Origin of the sequence: Mycobacterium paraffinicum (assembly GCF_001907675.1) — a bacterium.
In the GTDB taxonomy this organism is placed as follows: domain Bacteria; phylum Actinomycetota; class Actinomycetes; order Mycobacteriales; family Mycobacteriaceae; genus Mycobacterium; species Mycobacterium paraffinicum_A.
In genome coordinates, this window is record NZ_MPNT01000042.1 from 20,372 (window position 1) to 44,947 (window position 24,576).

At 68.0% G+C, this 24,576-nt stretch carries 21 protein-coding genes; 8 read left to right on the forward strand and 13 right to left on the reverse strand.

Annotated elements, in window-relative coordinates:
* Positions 1-44: 44 nt before the first annotated feature.
* Together BRW65_RS27595 and BRW65_RS27600 are read left to right on the forward strand one after the other, a co-directional pair.
* Positions 45-923, forward strand: a complete 879-nt coding sequence (locus tag BRW65_RS27595) for a ribokinase (protein ID WP_073880143.1) — start codon at positions 45-47, stop codon at positions 921-923.
* A 100-nt stretch (positions 924-1,023) separates the two neighbouring features.
* Positions 1,024-1,431, forward strand: coding sequence for a hypothetical protein (locus BRW65_RS27600; protein ID WP_073880145.1), 408 nt, complete (start codon positions 1,024-1,026; stop codon positions 1,429-1,431).
* Positions 1,432-1,479: 48 nt separating this feature from the next.
* Here the strand turns inward: BRW65_RS27600 and BRW65_RS27605 are convergent, their stop codons facing one another.
* Positions 1,480-3,522 (reverse strand): NAD(+) synthase, encoded by a 2,043-nt coding sequence (locus BRW65_RS27605; protein ID WP_073880147.1) that lies wholly within the window; start codon positions 3,520-3,522, stop codon positions 1,480-1,482.
* A 59-nt stretch (positions 3,523-3,581) separates the two neighbouring features.
* Between BRW65_RS27605 and BRW65_RS27610 the strand changes: the two genes are divergently transcribed.
* The 3 genes from BRW65_RS27610 (at position 3,582) to BRW65_RS27620 (ending at position 8,352) form a co-directional block, all read left to right on the forward strand.
* Positions 3,582-4,121, forward strand: a complete 540-nt coding sequence (locus tag BRW65_RS27610) for a cysteine hydrolase family protein (RefSeq protein WP_073880149.1) — start codon at positions 3,582-3,584, stop codon at positions 4,119-4,121.
* 331 nt (positions 4,122-4,452) lie between these two features.
* Positions 4,453-7,452, forward strand: a complete 3,000-nt coding sequence (locus BRW65_RS27615) for a hypothetical protein (protein ID WP_139273266.1) — start codon at positions 4,453-4,455, stop codon at positions 7,450-7,452.
* Positions 7,453-7,503: 51 nt separating this feature from the next.
* Positions 7,504-8,352: an SIR2 family NAD-dependent protein deacylase gene (locus tag BRW65_RS27620; RefSeq protein WP_073880153.1), complete on the forward strand. Its 849-nt coding sequence runs from the start codon at positions 7,504-7,506 to the stop codon at positions 8,350-8,352.
* On the opposite strand, the gene BRW65_RS27625 is transcribed toward BRW65_RS27620, so the two are convergent.
* A complete protein-coding gene (locus BRW65_RS27625; RefSeq protein ID WP_073880155.1) occupies positions 8,349-9,626 on the reverse strand; it encodes a cytochrome P450 in 1,278 nt (425 codons plus the stop codon). The genes BRW65_RS27620 and BRW65_RS27625 overlap by 4 nt on opposite strands.
* A gap of 103 nt (positions 9,627-9,729) precedes the next feature.
* Between BRW65_RS27625 and BRW65_RS27630 the strand changes: the two genes are divergently transcribed.
* The 3 genes from BRW65_RS27630 to BRW65_RS27640 all read left to right on the forward strand — a co-directional run bounded on the left by BRW65_RS27630 (position 9,730) and on the right by BRW65_RS27640 (position 11,379).
* Positions 9,730-10,380, forward strand: coding sequence for a TetR/AcrR family transcriptional regulator (locus tag BRW65_RS27630; protein WP_073880157.1), 651 nt, complete (start codon positions 9,730-9,732; stop codon positions 10,378-10,380).
* A 63-nt stretch (positions 10,381-10,443) separates the two neighbouring features.
* Complete coding sequence (locus tag BRW65_RS27635; RefSeq protein ID WP_073880159.1) at positions 10,444-10,935, forward strand: MarR family winged helix-turn-helix transcriptional regulator; 492 nt, start codon at positions 10,444-10,446, stop codon at positions 10,933-10,935.
* A gap of 24 nt (positions 10,936-10,959) precedes the next feature.
* On the forward strand, positions 10,960-11,379 hold the full coding sequence (locus tag BRW65_RS27640) for a DUF5313 domain-containing protein (RefSeq protein WP_073880161.1): 420 nt from the start codon (positions 10,960-10,962) through the stop codon (positions 11,377-11,379).
* 5 nt (positions 11,380-11,384) lie between these two features.
* On the opposite strand, the gene proB is transcribed toward BRW65_RS27640, so the two are convergent.
* The 11 genes from proB to BRW65_RS27695 all read right to left on the reverse strand — a co-directional run.
* Complete coding sequence (gene proB, locus BRW65_RS27645; RefSeq protein WP_073880163.1) at positions 11,385-12,488, reverse strand: glutamate 5-kinase; 1,104 nt, start codon at positions 12,486-12,488, stop codon at positions 11,385-11,387.
* Positions 12,485-13,927: a GTPase ObgE gene (gene obgE, locus BRW65_RS27650; protein WP_073880165.1), complete on the reverse strand. Its 1,443-nt coding sequence runs from the start codon at positions 13,925-13,927 to the stop codon at positions 12,485-12,487. The genes proB and obgE overlap by 4 nt, the downstream gene beginning before the upstream one ends.
* A 99-nt stretch (positions 13,928-14,026) precedes the next feature.
* Positions 14,027-14,281, reverse strand: coding sequence for a 50S ribosomal protein L27 (gene rpmA / locus BRW65_RS27655; RefSeq protein ID WP_067752467.1), 255 nt, complete (start codon positions 14,279-14,281; stop codon positions 14,027-14,029).
* 47 nt (positions 14,282-14,328) lie between these two features.
* Entirely contained in the window at positions 14,329-14,640 is a 312-nt protein-coding gene (gene rplU, locus BRW65_RS27660; RefSeq protein WP_007169506.1) for a 50S ribosomal protein L21, read from the reverse strand.
* Positions 14,641-14,835: 195 nt separating this feature from the next.
* Entirely contained in the window at positions 14,836-17,667 is a 2,832-nt protein-coding gene (locus BRW65_RS27665; RefSeq protein ID WP_084188036.1) for an Rne/Rng family ribonuclease, read from the reverse strand.
* A 330-nt stretch (positions 17,668-17,997) separates the two neighbouring features.
* A complete protein-coding gene (gene ndk, locus BRW65_RS27670) occupies positions 17,998-18,408 on the reverse strand; it encodes a nucleoside-diphosphate kinase (RefSeq protein ID WP_073880167.1) in 411 nt (136 codons plus the stop codon).
* 55 nt (positions 18,409-18,463) lie between these two features.
* A complete protein-coding gene (locus tag BRW65_RS27675) occupies positions 18,464-18,814 on the reverse strand; it encodes a DUF4233 domain-containing protein (protein WP_073880169.1) in 351 nt (116 codons plus the stop codon).
* Positions 18,811-20,256 carry a bifunctional tetrahydrofolate synthase/dihydrofolate synthase gene (gene folC / locus BRW65_RS27680; protein ID WP_073880171.1) on the reverse strand — a complete coding sequence of 482 codons (1,446 nt, stop codon included), beginning with the start codon at positions 20,254-20,256 and terminating at the stop codon, positions 18,811-18,813. The genes BRW65_RS27675 and folC overlap by 4 nt, the downstream gene beginning before the upstream one ends.
* Positions 20,253-22,910, reverse strand: coding sequence for a valine--tRNA ligase (locus BRW65_RS27685; protein WP_073880173.1), 2,658 nt, complete (start codon positions 22,908-22,910; stop codon positions 20,253-20,255). The genes folC and BRW65_RS27685 overlap by 4 nt, the downstream gene beginning before the upstream one ends.
* 65 nt (positions 22,911-22,975) lie before the next feature.
* Positions 22,976-24,232, reverse strand: a complete 1,257-nt coding sequence (locus tag BRW65_RS27690) for a saccharopine dehydrogenase family protein (RefSeq protein WP_073880175.1) — start codon at positions 24,230-24,232, stop codon at positions 22,976-22,978.
* A gap of 75 nt (positions 24,233-24,307) precedes the next feature.
* Positions 24,308-24,576, reverse strand: a 269-nt coding sequence (locus BRW65_RS27695; protein WP_139273268.1) for a transglycosylase family protein, incomplete at its 5' end; no start/stop codon positions are given.

A 24,576-nucleotide genomic window follows, 5' to 3' on the forward strand; every position in this document is an offset into this window, starting at 1 on the left:
CGCCACAGACGTTTTGGCCCGCGCCATCGGCTGACGTCGACGTAATGGCGCGAATTTGTGTGGTCGGCAGCGTGAACATGGACCTGTCGCTGCGCGTCGACACCCTCCCCCGCCCCGGCGAGACGGTGCTGGCGTCGTCGCTGACCTCCGCGCCGGGCGGCAAGGGCGGCAATCAAGCGGTGGCGGCGGCGCGTGCGGGTGCACGGGTGCAATTCGTCGGAGCGGTCGGCGACGACCCGGCCGCCGCGCGGTTACGCGCCCACCTGCTGGACAACGGCGTGCGTTTGGACGGCACCGCGCAAGCGCCCGGGCCGAGCGGCACGGCGATCGTCGTTGTCGATGCCGACGCCGAGAACACCATCGTGGTCGCGCCGGGGGCGAACGCGCGTCTGACGCTGGACAGCGCCGCCGCGCGAGGCGCGATCAGCGACTGTGACGTCTTATTGACGCAGCTGGAAATTCCCGTGCGGGCGGCCACGGCCGCGGCACGGCTAGCCCGGTCGGCCGGCGCGGTCGTCATCGTCAACGCCTCACCGTCCGGGCAGGACCCCAGCTCGTTGCCCGACCTTGCCGCCGTGGCCGACGTGGTCATCGCCAACGAGGCCGAGGCCGGCGCGTGGCCGTGGCGCACCGATCACCTGGTGACCACCCTGGGGGCGAGCGGCGCGCGGTACGTCGGCGTCGACGGCGACTTCACGGTGCCCGCTCCGGCGGTGGCCGCGGTGGACACCAGTGGGGCCGGGGACGTGTTCGCCGGCGTGCTCGCGGGAAGCTGGCCACCCCATCCGGGTTCGCCCGCCGAGCGGCTGCACGCGCTGCGGCGCGCCTGCGCCGCGGGCGCGCTGGCGACGCTGGTCGCCGGCGCCGGCGACTGCGCACCCGATGCCGAAGCGATCGACGCGGCGCTCGAATCACCTGCCTGACCTGCGGTTGGCAGCAGTTGGCAGCGTCTGGCGTCGATCTGGCAGTGGTTCGCGGGCAGCGTCGGTGGCGATCGCTATCAGCCATCGAGAAAGGACCCTCATGTCCGCTACCACGATTGATCGCACGGGCACCCGGGACGGCCTGCTGCGGCTCGCCATGCGCGCCGACGCCGCCATCAGTGGGCTGGTCGGCCTGGCCGGCATCCCGCTGGCCGGCCGACTCGCCGAGCTGTCGGGCACCACGAAGGCGTTCGAGTACGCGATGGGCGCGTTCTTGATCGGCTACGGCGTGGTCGTCTTCGGGCTCGCCAGCCTGCCGTCGGTGCGCCGCGCCGGCATGGGCGTCATCATCGCCAACTTGCTCTACACGGTGAGCGCCGTGGTGCTGGTGCTCACGGACGTCTTCCCGCTGACCTCGGCCGGCGTCGCATTGAACCTGGCGGCCGGGGCCTACACCCTGGTATTCGCGGAGCTGCAGTACCAGGGCTGGCGCCGCGCGAGGGCGTGAGCCGGGCGTTCGGGCCCGTCCGGCGATCCCGGGCGGGCCCGCAGCGCGCTATTCCTCGGGAATCTGGCGGTCGATCTCGTCGAGCCAGATGCGCGCGGACATGTCCGACGGGGCGCGCCAATCACCGCGCGGCGACAGCGCGCCGCCGTGCGACACCTTCGGGCCGTTGGGCAATGCCGAGCGCTTGAATTGGCTGAACGAGTAGAACCGCTGCACGAAGATCCCAAGCCAATGCCGAATCTCCTTCAGCGAGTACGTCGGTCGCTTGTCCTCGGGGAATCCCGGCGGCCAGTTGCCCCGCTCGGGGTCGCTCCACGCGTGCCAGGCCAGGAACGCGATCTTCGAGGGCCGGAACCCGTAGCGCAGCACGTGGAACAACGAAAAGTCTTGCAGGGCGTACGGTCCGACCTTGTCCTCGCTGCTCTGCAGCTCCTCCTCTTCGCCTTTCGGGACGAGCTCCGGGGAGATCTCGGTGTCGAGCACCGACTGCAGCACGTCGGTGACGTCGGATTCGAACTGGCCGGACGAAATCACCCAACGGATCAGGTGCTGGATCAGTGTCTTTGGGACACCGCCATTGACGTTGTAGTGCGACATCTGATCGCCCACCCCGTAGGTCGACCACCCCAGCCCGATCTCGGAGAGGTCGCCGGTGCCCAGCACGATGCCGCCGCGCTGGTTGGCCAGCCGGAAGAGGTAGTCAGTGCGCAGGCCCGCCTGCACATTTTCGAAGGTGACGTCGTAGACCTTCTCGCCGCGCCCGAACGGATGGTCCATCTCCTTGAACATCATCATCGCGGTCTCGGTGATGTCGATCTCGGAGAAGGTGACGCCGAGCGCGCGGCACAACTCGATCGCGTTGCGTTTGGTGCGGTCGCCCGTGGCGAAACCCGGCAGCGTGAACGCGAGAATATCGCTGCGCGGCCGTTCTTCCCGGTCCATCGCGCGCGCGGCCACGATCAGCGCGTGCGTCGAATCCAGGCCGCCGGAAATTCCGATGACGATCTTCGGGTAGTTGAGCGCTCGCAGCCGCTGCTCGAGCCCGGCGACCTGAATGTTGTAGGCCTCGTAGCAATCTTGTTCCAGGCGTTCGCGATTGGCGGGGACGAACGGGAAACGCTCGACGTCGCGGCGCAATCCGAGGTCGCCGGCCGGCGGCTCCAGCCGGAAGTCGACGCGCCGGAACGACTCGGCCGACCCGCGGTGGTGGCGCCGGTTGTCGTCGAATGTCCCCATGCGCAAACGTTCTGAGCGCAGCAGGTCCAGGTCGACGTCGGCGACGCTGCGTCGCTCCCCCTTCGGGAAGCGCTCGGACGAGGCCAGCAGTTCGCCGTTCTCCCACACCATGGTCTGACCGTCCCAGGCGAGATCGGTGGTCGACTCGCCCTCACCCGCGGCGGCGTAGACATAGGCGGCCAGGCAGCGCGCCGACGCCGAGCGGGCCAGCAGGCAGCGGTCCTCGGCGCGGCCGATCGTGATGGGACTGCCGGAGAGGTTGGCCAGCACCGTCGCGCCGGCCAGCGCCGCTTCCGCACTGGGCGGGATCGGCACGAACATGTCCTCACAGATTTCGACATGCAGCACGAAGCCGGGGATGTCGGAGGCGGCGAACAGCAGGTCGGGGCCGAACGGGACGTCGGCGTCGCAGATTCGGATGGTGCCGCGCTCGTCATTTCCAGGCGCGATCTGGCGGCGTTCGTAGAACTCCCGGTAGGTGGGCAGGTAGGACTTCGGCACCACACCCAGCACGGCACCGCGGTGAATCACCACCGCGGTGTTGTAGATGCGATGCCGGTACCGCAGCGGGGCGCCGACTACCAGGATCGGCAGCAGATCGGCCGAGGACGCGACGATGCTCTCGACGGCGGCCGTCACATCGTCCAGCAAGAGGTCTTGCATCACGATGTCCTCGATCGAATACCCGGACAGCGTCAGCTCGGGGAACACCGCCACCGCGACGCCATCGTCGTGGCACTCGCGCGCCAGCCCCAGGACCGACTCGGCGTTGGCCGCCGGATCGCCGATCGTGGTGTGATGGGTGCACGCGGCGACCCGGACAAAGCCCTGGCTGTAAGCGTTGTAAAAGTCCATCGCCCTTCCATTGTCGCCTTACCGGTGTCAACCCGCGGCCGCCGGGTATCCCCTCCATCATGAGCGATACTGCCGTCGTGGTGGTCGACATGATGAACACCTATCAGCATCCCGACGCTGAGGAACTAATACCCAATGTCGCGAAGATCATCGACCCGCTGGCCGATTTGGTCCGGCGCGCACGCGAATCCGACAACGTCGACCTGATCTACGTCAACGACAACTACGGCGATTTCGCCGCCCAGTTCTCCGACATCGTCGGCTCCGCGCTCGACGGGGCCCGGCCCGATCTGGTCAAGCCGATCGTGCCGTCCGGGGACTGCCGCGTGATGACAAAGGTGCGGCACAGCGCGTTCTATGCGACCGCGCTGGCGTATTTGTTGAACCGGCTGGAGACCAAGCGGCTGGTCCTCACCGGGCAGGTCACCGAGCAGTGCATCCTCTACACCGCCCTCGACGCCTACGTGCGCCATTTTCAGGTCGTCATCCCCACCGACGCCGTCGCCGGTATCGACGCCGAGCTTGCCGAAGCGGCGTGCAAGATGATGGCAAAGAACATGTCGGCGGAGATCACCACCGCCGCGGACTGCCTCGGTTAGGGGACCGCAGCCGCCCGCATTTCGGGTGCGTTTGGCAACGAATGGGCATAGCCGCAACAGTTGCACTTTGCTGGTTTTACCGCTGCTGTGGTCAAAGTTTCGGGATCCAGCCGTCGGCTGCGGCTCTATGATTACCAGACATGGTCGCGTCGCAATTAGCGCGGTGATCCGACGAGGCAATTTGCTACACCGCCCGCGCATTCGCCGGAATTTCGATCCAATTGTGAATAAGATACGGATTCTTCCGCGAAAATCAGACGCGGATGGCCCAGGGTTCGTGCGATTGGCTCGGTGAGCGGTGAAGCGGAAGTTCGCAGTAGTCCTGCCTTTGGTGATGATCCCCGTCGGTGTGGCGACGGCTGGGTGGTTTCTTCATCTCGCGTGGATACCCAATCTTGCGCGCTACACATATGGCGACCGCAGCGCCGCCGTCGCGGATGTCCGAAGCGCTCTGGGCGCCGCGCTCGCCGCCGACCTCCTGTTCATCGGCGGCTACGCGCTGTTTCTGGGCGGATGCGCCTGGATCTTTCGACTTCGCGCGATCTCAGGATTCGGGCGCGGGCTGTCACGCTACGTGCTTACCGCAGTGGCCGTGACGGTCGCCGCCAATGTGATCGAGGACTGCCTGCTTGTCATCACCGCACACATCCCCCAGGTCCCCAAGATCTTGATCACCGCGACCGCGGCGGCCGCGATCGTGAAATGGTGCGCGGCGCTGCTGGCTCTGGCCGGCGTAGTGGCCGCGCCGGCGATCGGCTTCCGTGAGTTAGCGGCGTGGAGCCGACTGGCGCGGCGGCGACGCAAAGGCAGAAGACGTGACGTCCTAGGGGCTGTTTCGGCTGACAACTGGTGGGAGCGCGCCCTAGAGGATCCCGAATTGCCCGACATGACCTGGCGCGGACAACATGCGGCCGAAATGAGTAAAGAGGAATGGAGCTGGGTCGACGCATACAACGTGCCGGGGGCGAATGCCGTGATCGCAAATCGCAAACCCGAGCCAGTGCAGGCGGTTTGCCTGTCCGGCGGCGGGGTCCGATCGGCATGTGTGGCGATGGGGGCGGTGCAAGTCTTCTCCAAGGCAAAAGCAATTAACCCCGTGACGGGGGATGGGACGACGTCGGGTACCCGCAAGGGAACGCTAATCGACACCGTCGACTACGTGATCTCGGTGTCCGGCGGCGGCTACACCGCAGGCGCACGACTGCTGGCCACCCAACCCACCGTAGACGCGCCCGAGAAGCCCCTGCTTTCAGAACGTTTCGAGGAAGGCTCGGTCGAATTTGACCACTTCCGCAGGGGGGCAAGCTATATCGCGGATTCCCCGATCACTCTGATCCGGGCCCTCGCCGAAGTCCTGAAGAACCTCGTCGCCTCGCTTATCACGTTGTTCATCGTGCCGGTCATCGTGGGGAGTGCGGCCGGGTTCCTGCTGGCCCTGCCCGCCGGCTCCATCGCCGCGCTCGTCCCGGTGCCGAACGACAAGGTCACCGACGCGTTCAAGCATGACAATCCGGAAGTGCTGTGGTCGCTGATCAACCACCCGGCGGCATGGTGGGCTTTGGGGCTATTCGCGCTTCTGACTGGGTTTTTCACCGTCTGCGCCACCTTCGCCGAATGGGCCGGTAACGGCACGCGAAGCGAGTGGTGGCGGGTGCGGATGACGCTGTTATCGCAGGCCAGTGCGGTGTTCGGCCTGCTTATTTTGATGATCACTGTGGGCCTGCCTGTGCTTATGCGGCTGTGCACAAAACTGGGGCACAGCGTCGATGCCGGCCAGCGCGGCGGAGTGACGGCGGCGGCCATTACCGGCGTGATCGGTTTAAATTACTTGACGGCGATCGTCGCGATGGTCTGGAAAAAGGTCAAACTTCCTGGCGATCTGGCGAGGCCATCGTGGTGGAAATCACTGGTGCCTGTGGGTGTTTGGCAGATTCTCCTGGTCGTGTTCACCCTTGCGGTCTTGCTGGCGGTGTGGCTGATCACCCTGGGCAGCTTCGCGGCGGGCGCGTTTCAGCAGATGACAGGTGGCGATGGCATCCATCTTGGGGCGATCCCGAACTGGCAATGGTGGCTGGGCGGGCTCGGCGCTCTCGCGCTGTTCATCGGCTTCGCTGACGTCACGTCGCTCAGCCTGCACCCGTTCTACCGGCGACGGCTGGCGCAAACCTTCGCGGTACGGCGGTTGCCGCTCGGGCCGATGCCCGAAGCCGGGAGCGACGCACCGCAGGCGTGGCAGGCCCGATGGTACGGCGACGAATGGACCTGGCTCGACCGGAAGGGCCGGGTGCCGGCCGGCGGCCCGCGCTTCGTATTCGCTGCGGCCGCTACCCTCACCGGACGCGCGCGACCCGCGCCAGGTCTCAACGCCGTCTCGTATGTCCTGTCCGCCGACCATGTCGGCGGTCCGGATCTGGGCTGGTTCGACACCGAGAAGTTGATCGCGGAGTGCCCGCCGCGGCTGCAACGGGATTTGACCGTCGAGGCCGCGGTCGCCATCAGCGGAGCGGCGTTCGCGTCGGCGATGGGCCGCCAGAACAAGGGATTCCAGACGCTGCTCGCCGCCTCCGGCGCTCGGCTTGGCACTTGGCTCCCGAATCCGAACTTTGCCGCCAAGCTGGCCTGCGCAGCGGCAAAGAACTGCGCCGATCCGGACGATATCGGCAGGCCGTGGCCAAAATCGCTGCCGTCCATCCGCGGGGCCAGCTATTTCTACCGGGAGCTGTTCGGGATGAACTACGAGGACGCGCGCCTGGTCCAAGTCACCGACGGCGGTCACTACGAGAACCTCGGCCTGGTCGAGGCGTTGCGGCGGCGCTGTCGGCTCATCTTCTGCATCGACGGCGGGGGCGACACCCCGCCGCTGGCCAGCGGGCTTACCGACGCGATACGCCTGGCCCGCTACGAGCTGGGCGTCAAAATCCGACTTAGCGAGGACGGTCCCTACAAGGTCGACGACATCGCCCCGGGCACCGGAAAGGTCGACGAGCGCGGGACCTTCGCCAGCCTGAAACAGCGGGTCACCAAGGGCACGGTGGTGGCTGGCACGATCACCTACCCGCCCGCCGCAGGCCTTCCCGAATGCAAAGGCGTGTTGATAGTCGCCAAAGCCGTTCTGTGGCAGCGCTGCCCGTACTGGTTGTTGACCTACGCGGCGGCCCAGCCGCAGTTTCCGCACGACCCCACGTCGGATCAGTGGTTCAACGAAGGCCAATTCGCGGCTTACACCGAACTCGGGCGCATCATCGCCAAGCAGGCTTTGCAGTGCGCGGAAGACATACAAGAGTACGAACGCAAGAGGCTGAGTGGCAAAACGCAGGGAGACGACGAATAGCCCACCACATCCTCTTATGGCGCGTCGTCGACGACCCGTACTCTCGAACAGATGACCGCCGACCGCGCCGAATCGCCGGAGCTGGTCGCGTTGCTGGCCGGTCGTCGGATCGCGGTGCTGACGGGCGCCGGCCTGTCGACCGACTCGGGTATTCCCGACTACCGCGGGCCCGATTCGCCGCCCAGCAATCCCATGACGATCCGCCAGTTCACCTCGGATCCGGTATTCCGGCAGCGCTACTGGGCGCGCAACCACGTCGGCTGGCGACACATGGACGACACGCTGCCCAACGCCGGACACCGGGCGCTGGCCGCGCTCGAGCGCGCTTCGGTGGTGAGCGGGGTGATCACCCAGAACGTCGACCTGCTGCACACCAAGGCCGGCAGCGCCAACGTCGTCAACCTGCACGGCACCTTTGCGCGGGTGGTTTGCCTCGGGTGCGGATACACCATGGGCCGCGCTGCGCTGGCCGATCAGCTGGAAGCGCTCAACCCGGGATTCATCGAACGCGCCGAAGCGGTCGGCGGTCTGGCGGTCGCCCCGGACGCCGACGCCGTCGTCGCCGACACCGCCTCGTTCCGCTATCTCGACTGCCCGAACTGCGCCGGCATGCTCAAACCGGACATCGTCTACTTCGGTGAGAGCGTGGCCAAAGCCGTTGTCGACCAAGCGTATTCACTGGTGGACGAGGCCGACGCGCTGCTGGTCGCCGGTTCCTCGCTTACGGTGTTCTCCGGCTACCGGTTCGTGCGCCACGCCGCCGCGCTCGGCACGCCGATCGCCATCGTCAACCGCGGCCCCACCCGCGGGGATGACCTGGCCACCGTCAAGGTCGACGGCGGCTGCTCCGAGCTGCTGACCTTGCTCGTTGACGAGTTATCGCCGCTGGCAATCCTTTAGAACGTGCACGGCATGCTGCGGATGGCGTGGACGAAATTGCCCGCCACGTAGGAGGGATCGCCCGCCTGAATGTCCGGCAGCTGCCGCAACAGCTCCCCGAAGATGGCCCGCAACTGCGCCCTGGCCACATGCGCCCCGAGGCAGAAGTGCAGGCCGCCGCCGCCGAAGCCGACGTGCGGGTTGGGGCTGCGGCTCAGGTCCAATCGCTCGGGATGGTCGAACACCTCGGTGTCCCAATTGCCGGACGGATAGAACATCACCACCTTCTCCCCCGCCCGGATCGTCTGGTCACCTAGCTCGAAATCCGTTGCCGCCGTGCGGCGGAAGGTCATGACGGGACTGGCCCAGCGGACGAATTCCTCGATGGCCGTTCCTATCCGGTTGTCGAAATCCTCCATCAGCCAGGCTCTTTGATCTCCGAAGTCGGTCAGAGCTTTGATCGCGTGACTGGTGGTCTGACGGGTGGTGTCGTTGCCCGCCACGGAAAGCAGCACGAAGAAGGCGGCCACCTCCGCATCAGTCAGCCGGTCACCGTCGACCTCGGCGTTCACCAGGCCGCTGAACAGGTCGTCGCCAGGATGGTCGCGGCGCTCGGCGGCCAATGCGCCGGCGATTTGGTGCAGATACCCCTGGTTCTCCAGCAGAACCTCCAGCGGGTGGCGACCGTCGAGGTAAATGGGGTCGGCCCAGGACACCAGCGCGTCGGCGGCGTGCGCCACCCGCTCCCGCTCCGAATCCGGGATGCCCACCATGTCCGACAGGGTGCGGATCGGCAGTTGCTTGGCGCAGTGCTCGACGAAGTCCGCGCCGCTGCCGGCCGCGCGCAGCTCTTCGACGATCGCCCTCGCGTTCGCCCTGATCGAGTCCTCGACGCGGCGGATCTGGCGTGGGGTGAACGCGGCGCTGACCAGTTTGCGCAGTTTGGTGTGCCGCGGCGGGTCCATCGCCAGGAACGACTGGGACGCTTCGAGCAGTTCCACGGGGATGTTCTCGAACATCACGCCCTGGCCCGACAGAAACACCTCGTTGTTGCGGCTGACGGTGGCGATGTCGGCCCTCCGGGTGACCGCCCAATAGCCCGGATCGGCGGGATCGGGCATCAGCGCGTCCTCGACCGGCGGGTGCCAGCTCACCGGCCGCTCGGCCCGCAACACCGCGAACGAACGTTCCCGCTCGGCCGCCGTCGTCGACCAAAACGCGCGCGAGGACAGGTCGATGGGGTCGTAGGGGCGACCAGGCTTTTCGCGGCCCGACGTCCCGGTCAGCACGGTCATGGCGATCCTCCGTTGGATATGACCTCGGTCACAGACTCCCCGCGACACTATTCCTAGACATAGTGTCTAGTCAAGCTGTCCAATAGCGTTCTATGCTGGAGAAATGCCATCGGTCACCCGAAAGCCGCAGGCCAACCGCGAACAGGAGCGGCAGCAGCGCAGAGAACAGATCGAACGCCGACTGCTGGACGCCACCGAGCGACTGATGCGCGACGGTGCCAGTTTCACCGAGCTCAGCGTGGACCGGCTGTCGAGCGCGGCCGACATCTCGCGCGCGAGCTTCTACATCTACTTCGAGGACAAGGGGCACCTGCTGCGCCGCCTGGCCAACCAGGTGTTCGCCGACCTCGCCGACAGCGCGGACCGCTGGTGGCGCGTGGCCGGGCGGCACGATCCCGGTGACGTCCGCGCCGCGATGGACGGCATCATCGCCAGCTATCGGCGTCACCAACCGGTGTTGGTCGCCCTCAACGAGATGGCCGGCTACGATCCGCTGGTCGCGGCGACCTACCGCAACCTGTTGACCGCCGTCACCGGGCGGATGACCCGGGTGATCGAAGACGGTCAAGCCGATGGCTCGATCCGGCCGGAGTTACCCGCGGCCACCACCGCCAGCGCGCTGACGTGGATGGTCGAGCGGGCGTGCCAGCAGAATCTGCCGACCGCGCCCGCCGGCTACGACGGCGAACTGGCCGACACGCTGGCCGAGATCGTGTGGGCCACGCTGTATCTCAAGCCGACCACGGCCCGGTGATGCACCGGTGGTGTGACCAAGCCGATATAGTTAGGACCCTAACTATTCGCTTACCATGCAATTGTGGCGCCGCTGACCGCACCGGAGATCGACCCGCTTTCCCTCGAACAGCAGGTCTGCTTCGCGCTGAGCGTGACCAACCGCGCCGTTTTGGCGGTCTACCGGCCGCTCTTGGAGCCGTTGGGGCTGACGCACCCCCAGTACCTGGTGATGCTGACCCTCTGGGATCACCAGAAGGCGCCCGAGGCACGACGGAAACCGCTGTCGGTCAAGGACATTGCCGCCACATTGCAGATGGATTCGGCCACCCTGTCACCGATGCTCAAGCGCCTGGAGGCGCTCGGCCTGATCACCCGCACCCGAAGCGCCGTCGACGAGCGCACCACCGAGGTGAAACTCACCGAAAGCGGCACCGCCCTGCGTCGACGTGCGCTGAAGATTCCGCCCGCCGTGGTCGAGCGCCTCGGCGTCGACATCGATGAGCTTCAACACCTGCACCGAGTGCTCACCCGCATCAACACGGCCGCCCTGGCAGCGGGCGCATTACAATCCTGATCCGTCCGCCCAGTAGGAGCCACCATGACCGACACCAAACCGAACGTCTGGCAATACATCGCCTACTCGTACGGTCGATGCCTGCCCAGCTCGATGCGCACCTGGGTGGCCAACGACCTGGCCGGCCCCGGAGCCGTACGCAGGCACATGATTCGCTGGGCCATCCCGCCGCTGTTCGTTCTCGCGCCTTTCTGGCTGCTCCCCGCGTCGTTGTATGTGCACACCGAGATGACGGCGCCGCTCTACATCTGGGCGCTGCTGATCTCGCTTGCGCTGAACAAGGTTTGGCGACGGCACCGGCTGGCCCAGCATGGCCTCGACCCGAATCTGGTCGATGTGATCAAGAACAGGAAGCAAGCGAAGATGCATGAGGACTACGCCCGCCGTTTCGGGCCGCGTCCCGAGTCGGCGGCCTGGCAGGACAACAGCAACCCGTTCAGCTAGCCGCCCTACACCGCCACGAGGTCGTCGGCGTGCACCGCGGGCCGACGGAGTTCGCCCGGCAGCTCTGTGGTTGACCGGCCCATCATGGTCGCCAGTTCGGTGGCGTCATAGGCCACCACGCCCCGGGCCACCATGGCGGCGTCCGGGCCGCGCAATTCGACGACGTCTCCGGCGTAGAACCGGCCCGATACGGCGGTGATCCCGGCCGCCAACAGCGAACGACGCTGGTCCACCACCGCGCGTACCGCACCCTCGTCGAGCGTCAGCGCGCCGGCCGCTTCGGCGGCATAGCGCAGCCAGAACCGGCGGGCGGACATCCGGGCGGGCCGTGCGGCAAAGACCGTGCCGACCGAGGCATCGGTGAGCGCGGCGGCGGCGTCGGACGCCGCGGCCAGCAGCACCGGCACCCCGGCATCGGCGGCCAACAATGCCGACGACATCTTGGACGCCATTCCTCCGGTTCCAAGGTCGCCGCCCGGGCCGGCGACCACACCGGCCAGATCCGCCGCGCCCGATACTTCCTCGATGAATCGGGCGCCCTTGGTTTTTCGGGGATCGGAGTCGTACAGCCCGTCGATGTCGGAAAGCAGCACCAGGGCTTCGGCGCCGACCAGATGTGCCACCAGCGCCGACAACCGATCGTTGTCGCCGAACCGGATCTCGTTGGTGGCCACCGTGTCGTTCTCGTTGACGATTGCCACCGCGTGCAGGGTCCGCAGCCGGTCCAGGGTGCGCTGGGCGTTCGTGTGCTGGGCCCGCATGGAGATGTCGTGCGCGGTCAGCAACACCTGCCCCACCGTGCGGCCGTACCGGGCGAACGCCGCGCTCCACGCGTTCACCAGCGCGACCTGCCCGACGCTGGCCGCGGCCTGCTTGGTCGCCAGATCCTTGGGGCGGCGGGTCAATCCGAGCGGCTCGATGCCCGCCGCGATGGCGCCCGACGAGACGATGACGACGTCGGTGCCCGCCTTCATGCGCGACTCGATGGCGTCGGCCAGGCCGGCCAGCCGTCCGGCGTCGAACACCCCGGAGTCTGTTGTCAGCGCGTTGGTCCCGATCTTGACCACCAGGCTGCGCGCCGTCCGGATCGCCTCACGATGCGCGGTCACGACTCGTCACCGCGTTCACGACGCTGACGCCGGGCCGCCTTCCGCTCCGAGGCGCCGGTGCGCTCGCTGCGTTCCAGCCGCACGTCGGTGCCTCTCCCCGACATCGCCACGTGTTGTCCCGCGGGTGTTTGCGGCTCCCAGTCGAACGTCATATCCCCGATGGTCACCGCGCACCCGGGCTGCGCGCCCAGCCGCAGCAGTTCGTCCTCGACGCCCAGCCGGGCCAGGCGGTCGGCGAGGTAGCCGACGGCTTCGTCGTTGTCGAAGTTGGTCTGCCGCACCCATCGCTGGGGTCGGGCTCCGGTCACCACGAAGCCACCCTCGCCGTCGGGCTCGACGGAGAAGCCGCTGTCATCGACGGGAACCGGACGGATCACCGGCCGCCGCGGCACGATCTCCGGCTGGGCTGCGTTGTATTCCGAGATGATCCGCCACAGCCCGAATACCAACGGCTGCAACCCTTCCCGGGAGACCGTCGACACCAGGAACACCGGCCAACCGCGCTCGGCGATCTCGTCGCGGACGAACTCGGCGAGCTCGCGCGCCTCGGGCACGTCGATCTTGTTGAGCACCACCGCACGTGGCCGCTCGGCGAGGTCGCCCAGCGTCGTATCCCCTTGCAGGGTGGGCGTATACGCGGCCAGTTCGGCTTCCAGCGCGTCGATGTCGGAGATCGGGTCGCGGCCGGGCTCCGCGGTGGCGCAGTCGACGACGTGCACCAGCACGGCGCAGCGCTCGATGTGCCGAAGGAAATCCAAGCCCAAGCCGCGGCCCTGCGACGCACCGGGGATCAGGCCGGGAACATCGGCGACGGTGAAGGTGTGCTCGCCGGCAGAGACCACGCCGAGGTTGGGCACCAGCGTGGTGAACGGGTAGTCGGCGATCTTTGGTTTGGCCGCCGAGATCGCCGATACCAGTGAGGATTTCCCGGCCGAGGGGAACCCGATGAGACCCGCGTCGGCGACGGTCTTGAGCTCAAGCGTCAGGTCCCGGGTTTCGCCCTCCTCACCGAGCAGCGCGAAGCCGGGGGCCTTGCGGGCGCGCGACGCGAGCGCCGCGTTGCCGAGGCCGCCACGACCACCGGCCGCGGCCTCGAAGCGGGTGCCCGCGCCGACCAGATCGGCGAGCAGCCGGCCGTTTTCGTCCAATACGACGGTGCCGTCGGGAACTTTGACTTCCAGGTCCGCGCCGGCCGCCCCGTCGCGGTTGTTGCCCATCCCCTGCTTGCCCGACGGCGCGGTGACGTGCGGATGGAAGTGGAAGTCCAGCAGGGTGTGCACCTGCGGGTCGACGACGAACACGATGCTGCCGCCGCGCCCGCCATTGCCGCCGTCGGGACCGCCCAGCGGCTTGAATTTCTCGCGATGGACCGACGCGCAGCCGTTACCGCCGGAACCGGCGCGCGCGTGGATGACGACCCGATCGACAAATCGAGGCATCGGATACCAGCCCTTCGGATCTCACGCCAGGGCGAAAATACCTCGCGAAGTCGCCGCGGCGTTTCCCCGCACGGGGGCGGCGCCCCCGGCTCGCGAGGCCTAGACCTGGGGGGTGATGCTGACGGTTTTGCGACCGCGCTTGACGCCGAACTCGACGGCCCCGGCGGCCTTGGCGAACAACGTGTCGTCGCCGCCACGCCCAACGTTCACACCGGGGTGGAACTTGGTGCCGCGCTGGCGAACGATGATCTCGCCCGCCTTGACGATCTGGCCGCCGAACCGCTTCACGCCCAGCCGCTGCGCAGCCGAATCGCGACCGTTACGCGAGCTGGAAGCGCCCTTCTTGTGTGCCATGTCTGTGGTCTCCGCTCAGTCTTGTCTGTTCTTCGCCTGACGGCTCATCACTTGATCCCGGTGACCTTCAGGACCGTCAGCTGCTGGCGGTGCCCCTGACGCTTGTGGTAGCCGGTCTTGTTCCTGAACTTGTGGATACGGATCTTGGGGCCCTTGGTGTGCTCGAGCACCTCGCCGGTCACCGCCACCTTGGCCAGGGCCGCGGCGTCGGTGGTCACCTTCGCGCCGTCCACGACCAGGGTGACGGGCAGCGAGACGTTCGCACCCGGGTCGGAGTCGAGCTTCTCGACCTTGACCACGTCACCGACGGCGACCTTGTACTGCTTGCCGCCCGTCTTGACGATTGCGTAGGTCGCCATCGTTGCTCCTGCCTTCTTTCCTCTGCTCAGCCGGCTCCTCGCGCGCGAGCCACCGGCGTGCGCGTGGTGGGTCTGGGTTGCGGGTCCGCGCCGACTTGCCCGGGAGTCCCGCTGTCGCCCGCCAAAGTCCAAACGGCCTGGCGACAACTGTCCTAGGGTACTTGACCAGCGACTAAAGGGTCAAACCGGCCCTGGTCAGTCCACATGGATCGGCGGGCCCGCCGGCCGGCCGGCCGCGCGGCGCCGCCGCGGACGTCCGAACCCCGGTCCGGCGTTGACGGACCCCTCGTCGTCGGAGTCATCGGAGTCGTCCTCGACGTCCAGGTCGTCGTCGTCCATTTCCAGGTCGTCGTCATCGTCGCCGAGGTCTTCCTCGTCGTCGAGGTCCTCGTCGTCGTCCTCGTCGAGGTCGTCGTCGGACTCGTCCTCGGCGTCGTCGTCAGACTCGTCGTCGGCGTCGTCGTCGGACTCCTCGAAGTCCTCCTCATCCGTGTCCTCGACGTCGGCCACGTCCCGTTGCCGCTGCTCGTCGGGCTCGTTGGTGCCTTCCTCGGCGGATTCGTCGGATTCTTCGTCATCCGGGCCGTTCTGGCTGGACCCGCCGGCCGCCATCGCCTTGAACATCGGGTGCTCGCCGGGAGCATGCGCGGGCACCTTGGCCACCACCGGCTCTTCGGCCCGGTTCTTCTTGGAGCGCCTCCCCCGGCGGCCACCGGATTCGGACTTGCGCCCATTCGAAGGGGCCGAGTCCACCGGGTCGGTGTGCAGCAGGATCCCGCGGCCGCCGCAGTGGGTGCACGACGTGGAGAAGGCCTCGATCAGCCCCGTTCCCAGCCGCTTGCGGGTCAGCTGGACCAAGCCCAGCGACGTCACCTCGGAAACCTGATGGCGGGTGCGGTCACGGGCCAGCGCCTCGGTCAGCCGCCGCAACACCAGGTCGCGGTTGGACTCAAGCACCATGTCGATGAAGTCGATGACCACGATGCCGCCGATGTCGCGCAACCGCAGTTGGCGCACGATCTCCTCGGCCGCCTCCAGATTGTTCTTGGTCACGGTCTGCTCGAGGTTGCCGCCGGAACCGGTGAACTTGCCGGTGTTGACGTCGACCACCGTCATGGCCTCGGTCCGATCGATCACCAGCGTGCCGCCCGAGGGCAGCCACACCTTGCGCTCCATCGCCTTGGCGAGTTGCTCGTCGATGCGGTGCACGGCGAACACGTCCGGGCCGGCCTGCCCCTCGGGACCGCTGGGCGGCTCATATTTGCTCAGCTTCGAAACCAGATCGGGCGCAACGGAATTCACATAGTCGGTGATGGTCGTCCACGCTTCGTCACCGGACACGATCAGGCCGGCGAAGTCCTCGTTGAACAGGTCCCGGATCACCTTGACCAGCACGTCCGGCTCCTCGTAGAGCGCGACGGCGGCGCCGGCGGCCTTCTCGCTGATTTCGGCGGCCTTCGCCTCGATCTGCTTCCAACGCTCCTGCAGGCGGGTGACGTCGCTGCGGATGTCGTCCTCTTTGACGCCCTCGGACGCGGTGCGGATGATCACCCCGGCATCGGAGGGCACGACCTCGCGCAGGATCTCCTTGAGCCGCTGGCGTTCGGTGTCGGGCAGCTTGCGGCTGATGCCGGTCGACGACGCGCCCGGCACATAGACCAGATACCGGCCGGCCAGCGACACCTGGGTGGTCAGCCGGGCGCCCTTGTGGCCGACGGGGTCCTTGCTGACCTGGACCACGACGTAGTCGCCCGGTTTGAGGGCCTGCTCGATTTTGCGGTCCGACCCGCCCAGTCCCGCGGCTTCCCAGTTGACCTCGCCGGCGTAGAGCACGCCGTTGCGGCCGCGGCCGATGTCGACAAACGCGGCCTCCATCGAGGGCAGCACGTTCTGCACGATTCCGAGATAGATGTTGCCCACCAACGAGGCGGAGGCGGCCGACGTCACGAAGTGCTCGACGACGATGCCGTCTTCGAGGACCGCGATCTGGGTGTAGCGCGCCCCCTGATGCGGCGGCTCGGTGCGGACCCGGTCGCGCACGACCATGATCCGCTCGACGGCCTCGCGGCGCGCCAGGAACTCCGCCTCGGTCAGAACCGGTGGGCGGCGCCGCCCGGCGTCGCGGCCGTCCCGGCGGCGCTGCCGCTTGGCTTCCAGTCGCGTGGAGCCGTCGATGCCCTTGATCTCGGCGTTCGACGAGCCGTTGCCGCCGCCGTTCTTGCCGCTGCGCGGCGCGCGCTCGTGCACCACGGTGTTCGGCGGGTCGTCCGGCGACGAGTTTTCGTCACCGTCGTCGCTCGAGCCCGATTTGCGGCGCCGACGTCTGCGGCGGCGGCGGCTGGCGCCCTCCGCCGAGCCGTCGTCACCGCTGTCGGAGTCGTCGGAATCGTCGGAGTCGTCAGAGTCGTCGCCGTCATCGTCCTCGCCGTCGGAGGAGTCGCCGCGGCCCGCCTTCTGGCCCCGCTGTTGCGGCTCGTCGTCGTCACCGGCGTCGCTCTGACCATCGGGGCCGCCCTGCTCACCGCGGCCGCGGCCACGACCGCGACGGCCACGACGCCGCCGCCGGTTGGCCGGGCGATCGGTCTGTTCGTCGTCTTCGTCGTCGGTGTCGGAATCGTCGGAGTCGGAGTCGTCGTCGGCGTTCCCGTCCTCCTCGTCCGCCTGCATCGGCTGCGGCGCGACGAACAGCGGCATGTAGTGCGGTCGCTCGGCGACGTTCTCGGGGGCCGCCAGCATCAGCCGGGATTCGGGTTCCTCGGTGTTTTCGCCGGTCGCGGCCGCGTCGGCGGCGTCAGCGCCGGCATCGGGCTGCGCCGCCAGCAGATCGCGAACCCGGACCGCGTCCTCGCGGTCGACGGTGGAGTGCGCGCTGCGAATCCGCCCGTCGAGCGCGCTCAGCGCGTCCAGCACCCGCTTACTGGTGGTCCCCAGCGTCCGTGCCAGCGAATGAACTCTCAGACGGTCCGGCAGTTCGTCGTGCCCTGTCGGCTCTTCGGATGACTCTGTGGATGGTGCACCGTCTACCACGTATTCTCCTCAAGCCCCCGGGCGCGTCCTTGCGACGCGGCCACGCGAGGGCTTCGCTATGGGTCCGGGTGGACTTCTCCCGGACTTGTGATGGTCTCGCCCCGAGCGGTTCGCGGGGAACCCACTCGGCGCCGTGCTGAATGACGGCCTGACATGCCGCGCACCAACGCGGGATGGCGATGATCGCGCTTGTCTAAGTCTTCATTCGGGTGTCCGACACCGGTCCGGCGACGTTCACCCTCCGTCAGTATCCCACATCACCCGGCGAGCCCAACCGCCCCTGAGTAAACGCGCCCCGCGCGAGGCCGCGCGGCGTCGTTAGCTGGGGCGCTACGCGCCGGGAAACCAAAGTGCGATTTCGCGCTTCGCGGACTCGGTGGAATCGGACCCGTGCACCAGGTTGAACTGCGTCTCCAGCCCGAAATCGCCCCGGATCGTCCCCGGGGTGGCCTTGTCCACCGGGTCGGTACCGCCCGCCAGCTGTCGAAACGCGGCGATCGCCCGCGGTCCCTCGACGATCGCGGCCACCACCGGCCCCGAGGTGATGAACTCCAGCAGGGATCCGAAGAAGGGCTTGCCCTCGTGCTCGGCGTAATGCTCGGCGGCGAGGTCCTCGCCGACGTGCCGAAGCTCCAACGCGGCAATGGTCAGGCCCTTGCGCTCGATGCGGCTGAGGATTTCCCCTATCAGCTGCCGCTCGACGCCGTCCGGCTTGATCAGTACGAGGGTCCGTTCGGTCACGGCGCACAGCGTACAGAACCGGGCGGCGATCGGTGGGGCGGCGAGGGCGACCGCCCTACCGCTGACGGCGCAGCACCTCGGCGCGGAAGTAGGCGATCACGGCCCACAAGCCGGTGAACAGCACCCCGATGAATCCCACGCCCGGATACACCGCGAAGCCGGCGAGCAGGAGCAACTGAGCGGCCAGGTTCACCCAGATCGCCCAGGGTTTGCGCTGCACCCCACCCAGGACGACGAGCAGCCCGGCCACCCCGACCAGGTAGCCAAGCGACACCGGCGTCAGCCCGCCGCCCACCGCCCCCACCACGGGAATCGCCAGCAACACCACGATCGCCTCCAGCAACAGCGTCGCCGCCATCACCGCGCCGAAGCTCTTCCAGGGATCAGCCCGGTTCTGGTCCGTCATTCCGGATCACGGCCGAACAGGGTCCGCGCCGCCCCGGCGGTGACGACCGAGCCGGTGATGACGATCCCGGTACCGGAGAAGGCCTCCGCGTCCGCGTCCAGCGTCGCGTCGTCGACCAACGCGGTCGCGGCCTCGACGGCGTCGCGCAGGTTCTCGGCCGAGGTCACCCGTTCCGGCCCGAATCGCTCGCCGGCCGCCAACGCCAGCGACTCGACGTCCAGCGCTCGCGGCGAACCGTTGTGGGTCACGACGACCGAGTCCAGCACGGGCTCGAGCGCGGCAAGGATGCCGTTGACGTCCTTGTCGGCCAGCACGCTGAGCACACCGACCAGGTAGCGGAAGTCGAATTCGTCGCTCAGCGTCTGCGCCAGCGCGGCCGCACCGGCCGGGTTGTGCGCGGCGTCGACGAACACGGTGGGTGCGCTGCGCATGCGCTCCAGCCGGCCGGGGCTGGTGACGGCGGCGAACCCGGCCCGCACCGCCTCGACGTCGAGCTGCCGCTGAGCGCCGGCGCCGAAGAAGGCCTCCACCGCCGCCAGTGCCACCGCCGCGTTGTGCGCCTGGTGTTCGCCGTGCAGCGGCAGGTAGATGTCGGAGTACACCCCGCCGAGGCCCTGGAGCTCCAGCATTTGTCCGCCGATCGCGACCTGACGCCCCAGGACCGCGAACTCCGAATCCTCGCGGGCCACCGCGGCGTCGGCGCGCACCGTCTGGGCCAGCAACACCTCCATCGCCTCGGGCGCCTGGCGCGCGATGACCGCGACGGTGTCCGGAGCGCCTTCGGGCGCTTTGGTGATGATCCCGGCCTTCTCGCCGGCGATGCCGGCGAGGTCGTGACCGAGGTACTCGACGTGGTCGATTCCGACCGGGGTGATGACCGCCACCGGCGCGTTGACGACATTGGTGGCGTCCCACCGCCCGCCCATGCCGACCTCGATGACCGCGACGTCGACCGGCGCGTCGGCGAAAGCGGCGAACGCCATCGCGGTCAACACCTCGAACTTGCTCATCGCCGGTCCGCCGGCGGCTTCCGATTGCGCGTCGATCATCTGCACGAAGGGCTCGATCTCCCGGTAGGTCGCGACGTACTGCGCCGGGCTGATGGGGCGTCCGTCGATCGCGATGCGCTCAACCGCCGACTGCAGGTGCGGGCTGGTGGTTCGCCCGGTGCGCCCGTGCAGCGCGGTCACCAGCGCGTCGACCATGCGGGCGACCGAGGTCTTGCCGTTGGTCCCGGCGATGTGAATCGAGGGATAGGCCAGCTGCGGTGAGCCCAGCAGGTCCATCAGCGCGCTGATCCTGGTCAGGCTCGGCTCGATCTTGGTCTCCGGCCAGCGTTGGTCCAGCAGGTGTTCGACCTGCAACAGGGAAGCGATCTCGTCGGGGGTCGGGGCCAGACTGGTGGCTTCGCCGGGCTCGGACCACTCGGAGGGCTCGCTCACTGCAACCCGGCCAGCCGCGCGGTGATCCGGTCGGCTTCGTCCTGGGCCACCCGCTGGCGGTCGCGGATCTTGCCGACGACATTCGGCGGGGCCTTGGCCAGAAAGTCTTCGTTGGCCAATTTGGCTGTGGTGGAAGCCAATTCCTTCTGCGCCGCCGCGAGGTCCTTCTCCAGCCGGCGGCGTTCCGCCGCGACATCGATGGTGCCCGAGGTGTCGAGTTCGACGACGACCGTGCTGTCCATGTTGGGGCCGAGCCGCACCTCCAACGACACCGACGGCTGGAAATCGTCGCCCGGCGCGGTGAGCCACGCCAGCGACGTCACCGCGGTGACCTGTCCGCTCAGGTCCGCGTCGTCCATTCCGCCCAGCCGGGCCGGCACTTTCTGCCGGTCGGCCAGGCCTTGATCGCTGCGGAACCGGCGGACCTCGGTGACCAATCGCTGCATGTCGCTGATCCGTTGAGCGGCAACGGGATTCAGGTCGATGCCCGACGACTCCGGCCAGTCGGCGATCACCAGCGACTCCTGGTGGGTCAGCGCCTGCCACAGCGCCTCGGTGAGGAACGGGATGACGGGATGCAGCAACCGCAGCAGTGTGTCGAGCACCGCGGCCAGCACGGCGGTGGTGTGCGCGTGCCCCTCGGCCAGCTGCGTCTTGGCCAATTCGACGTACCAGTCGCAGAATTCGTCCCAGGCGAAGTGGTAGAGCGCCTCGCAGGCACGGCTGAACTCGTAACCGTCGAGCGCCGAATCGACTTCGGCGCGAACCTCTTCCAGCCGTCCCAGGATCCAGCGGTCGGCATCGGTCAGCTCGTCGCGCGGGGGCAGCGGCGCGAGCCGGGCCCCGTTCAGCAGTGCGTACCGGGTGGCGTTGAACAGCTTGGTGCAGAAATTACGCGACGCGCGCACGGCGTCCTCGCCGACGGCCAGGTCACCGCCGGGGCTGGCGCCGCGGGCCAGCGTGAACCGCAGCGCGTCCGCCCCGAACATGTCCACCCAGTCCAACGGGTCGATGACATTGCCCTTGGACTTGCTCATCTTGCGGCCGAATTCGTCGCGGATCAGCCCATGCAGGAACACGTCGGTGAACGGCACCTGCGGGCCGCGGCGGCCGTCGAGGGTGATGGCGTCGTCGTCGCCCACGAAGGTGCCGAACATCATCATCCGCGCCACCCAGAAGAACAGGATGTCGTATCCGGTCACCAAAACGCTGGTCGGATAGAACTTTTCCAACTCCGGAGTCTTCTCCGGCCAGCCCAGCGTGGAAAACGGCCACAGCGCCGACGAGAACCAGGTGTCCAAAACGTCGGGATCCTGCTCCCAGCCCTCCGGCGGCGCCTCGTCGGGCCCGACGCACACCTGCTCCCCGTTGGGCCCGTACCAGATCGGGATGCGATGGCCCCACCACAGCTGTCGCGAGATGCACCAGTCGTGCATGTCATCGACCCAGGCGAACCAGCGCGGCTCCAGGCTGGCGGGGTGAATCACGGTGTCGCCGTTGCGAACCGCGTCACCCGCGGCCTTGGCGAGCGAGTCCACCCGCACCCACCATTGCAGCGACAGGCGGGGCTCGATCGGTTCGCCGCTGCGCTCGGAGTGCCCGACGCTGTGCAGGTAGGGGCGCTTCTCCTCGACGACGCGGCCCTGGGCGGCCAGCGCCTCGCGCACCGCGACGCGGGCCTCGAAGCGGTCCATGCCGTCGAACTGTGTTCCGGTGTCAGCTATCCGGCCCTTGGTGTCCATGATGGAAATCATCGGCAGCTGGTGCCGCAGGCCGATTTCGAAGTCGTTCGGGTCGTGGGCGGGCGTGACTTTCACTGCACCCGTGCCGAATTCCGGGTCGACGTGTTCGTCGGCGACGATGAGCAGCTGCCGGTCCACGAAGGGGTGCGGCAAGGTGGTGCCGACGAGGTGGCGGTAGCGCGCGTCGTCGGGGTGCACCGCGATGGCGGTGTCGCCGAGCATCGTCTCGACCCGCGTGGTGGCGACCACGATGTGGGGTTGCGAGTCGTCGAGCGAGCCGTAGCGGAACGACACCAGTTCGCCTTCGACGTCAAGGTAGTTGACTTCGAGGTCGGAGATCGCCGTCTCGAGCACCGGGGACCAGTTGACCAGCCGCTCGGCCTGATAGATCAGCCCGGCGTCGTAGAGCCGCTTGAAGATGGTGCGCACCGCCCGCGACAGGCCCTCGTCCATGGTGAACCGGTCCCGGCTCCACGCCACCCCGTCGCCGAGCCGACGCATCTGGCCGCCGATGGCGCCACCGGACTCGCGCTTCCAGTCCCACACCTTGTCGACGAACAGTTCCCGCCCGAAATCTTCCTTGGTCTTGCCGTCGACCGCCAGCTGCTTTTCCACCACGCTCTGGGTGGCGATACCCGCGTGGTCCATGCCCGGCTGCCACAGCACCTCGTATCCCTGCATCCGCTTACGGCGCGTCAGGGCGTCCATCATGGTGTGTTCCAGCGCATGGCCCATGTGCAGGCTGCCGGTGACGTTCGGTGGAGGCAGCACGATGGAGTACCCGGGTTTGGGACTGGTCGCGTCGGCCTCGAAGTAGCCCGCGTCGAGCCACTTCTGGTAGATCGCAGCTTCGGCCGCAGCGGGGTCCCACGACTTTGGCAGGTCGGTGGCGGGGCTGCGGCTGGCGGTCACCCGTCAATTCTAGGGAGCGCCGTTTACCCCGATGTAAGTGCCCAAACCGCAGGTGAGTCGGCTCACTATGCCAGCCGGTCGACGTGCAGCGTCACACCCGCGGCGGGGAACCTGGCCAGCAGCGCGTCACCCATGGCAGCCGCGGGAGTCAGCACGCCGCGCAGATCCGAGAGCTTGCCACGGTCGAATGCCAGCGCAAGGCCGCACTCCCCCAACAGCACGGAGGTCGCCTTATAGCCGGGGTCTCCGCGCTGTTCCATGCGCGCGACGTATCGGGCGCCGGTGGTTGTGGTGGTGTACGTCTCGGTGCGGTAGTAACCGCGCTCGCGAACCGCCGCGCTGGGGCCGGTGCCGGGCTTCGGGACGACGCGTTCCACCAGCCGGCGCGGCAACAACTTGAAATAGCGGCTGCCCAGTTCCACGCTGGCGTTGCCCACGCCGCTCAAGACGGCGGATCCCACCGGCGCCAGGGGCGATGACCCGAGGCTCATGCTCTCGGTGTAGCGGAAGCGCCGGCCGTAGGCCCAGTCCAACAACGCGTTGCTGCGCCGGACGATTCGGGTGTTGGCCGGCGCCATCATGAATCCGCCGGTCCACACGCCGGCCAGTTCGGGCGCGATCTGGCGTCCGCGACGCCAGGGCAGATCGGGCTGGCGGCCCAGCTCCGGTTCGGCGGCGCGATCGGGGCTCAGCGTGTAAGGGTCGGTCAACTGGCGCCGGATGTCGGGATCCCCGGAGGCGGCGTCGAGAACTTCGAGCAACGATGCCAGGGTGCCGCCGGAGAGCCCGCCGGAGAGGGAGCGCACGACGAAATCGGTCTGGGCAAGCTCACCCGTGCCGTCGTCGCGGGCCGCCAGGTAGAGCGCATACACGCTGAGATCGGAGGGAATGGAGTCGAATCCGCACGCGTGCACGATGCGCGCGCCGGTGTCGGCGGCCTGCTTGTGGTACTGGTCGATGCTGTCGCGGATGAAGGGCGGTTCGCCGGTCAGATCGGCATAGTCGGTGCCCGTCGCGGCGCAGGCGGCCACCAGCGGCAGCCCGTATCGCGTGTAGGGGCCGACCGTGGTGATGACGACCTGGGTGCGGGCCGCCATCTCGTTCAGCGTCGACGGCGACGAGGCGTCGGCGGGGATCAGCGGCCAGGACTGCGCTGTCTCGCCGAGAGTGTCGCGGACGGCCCGCAGCCGCTCGGTTGACCTGCCGGCCAGCGCCACTCGCGTGCCCGGACCCGTCTGCGCCAGGTATTCGGCGGTCAACTTCCCAACGAAGCCAGTCGCCCCGTACAACACGATGTCGAATTCGCGCGGCGTTGCGGTCACGGGCCCGACGCTACCGGACCCGAAGACAAGTAATGCCGGGCCCAAGGCCCGGCATTACTTGGTCTGGCGCGTCGGTCAGCCGCGGCGTCCGCAGACCGGCCAGGCGCCGATGCCCTGCGAGTGCAGCACGTTCTCGGCGACCCGGATCTGCTCCTCACGGCTCGCGCTCTGCGGCGAACCCGACCCGCCGTTGGCGCGCCAAGTGCTCGGGGTGAACTGCAGGCCACCGGAGAAGCCGTTCCCGGTGCTGATCGACCAGTTACCGCCCGACTCACACTGCGCGATGTCGTCCCAGTTCACGCTGTACGCCCGGACCGGCGGGGGCGGCGGGGCTTCCGGGCCCA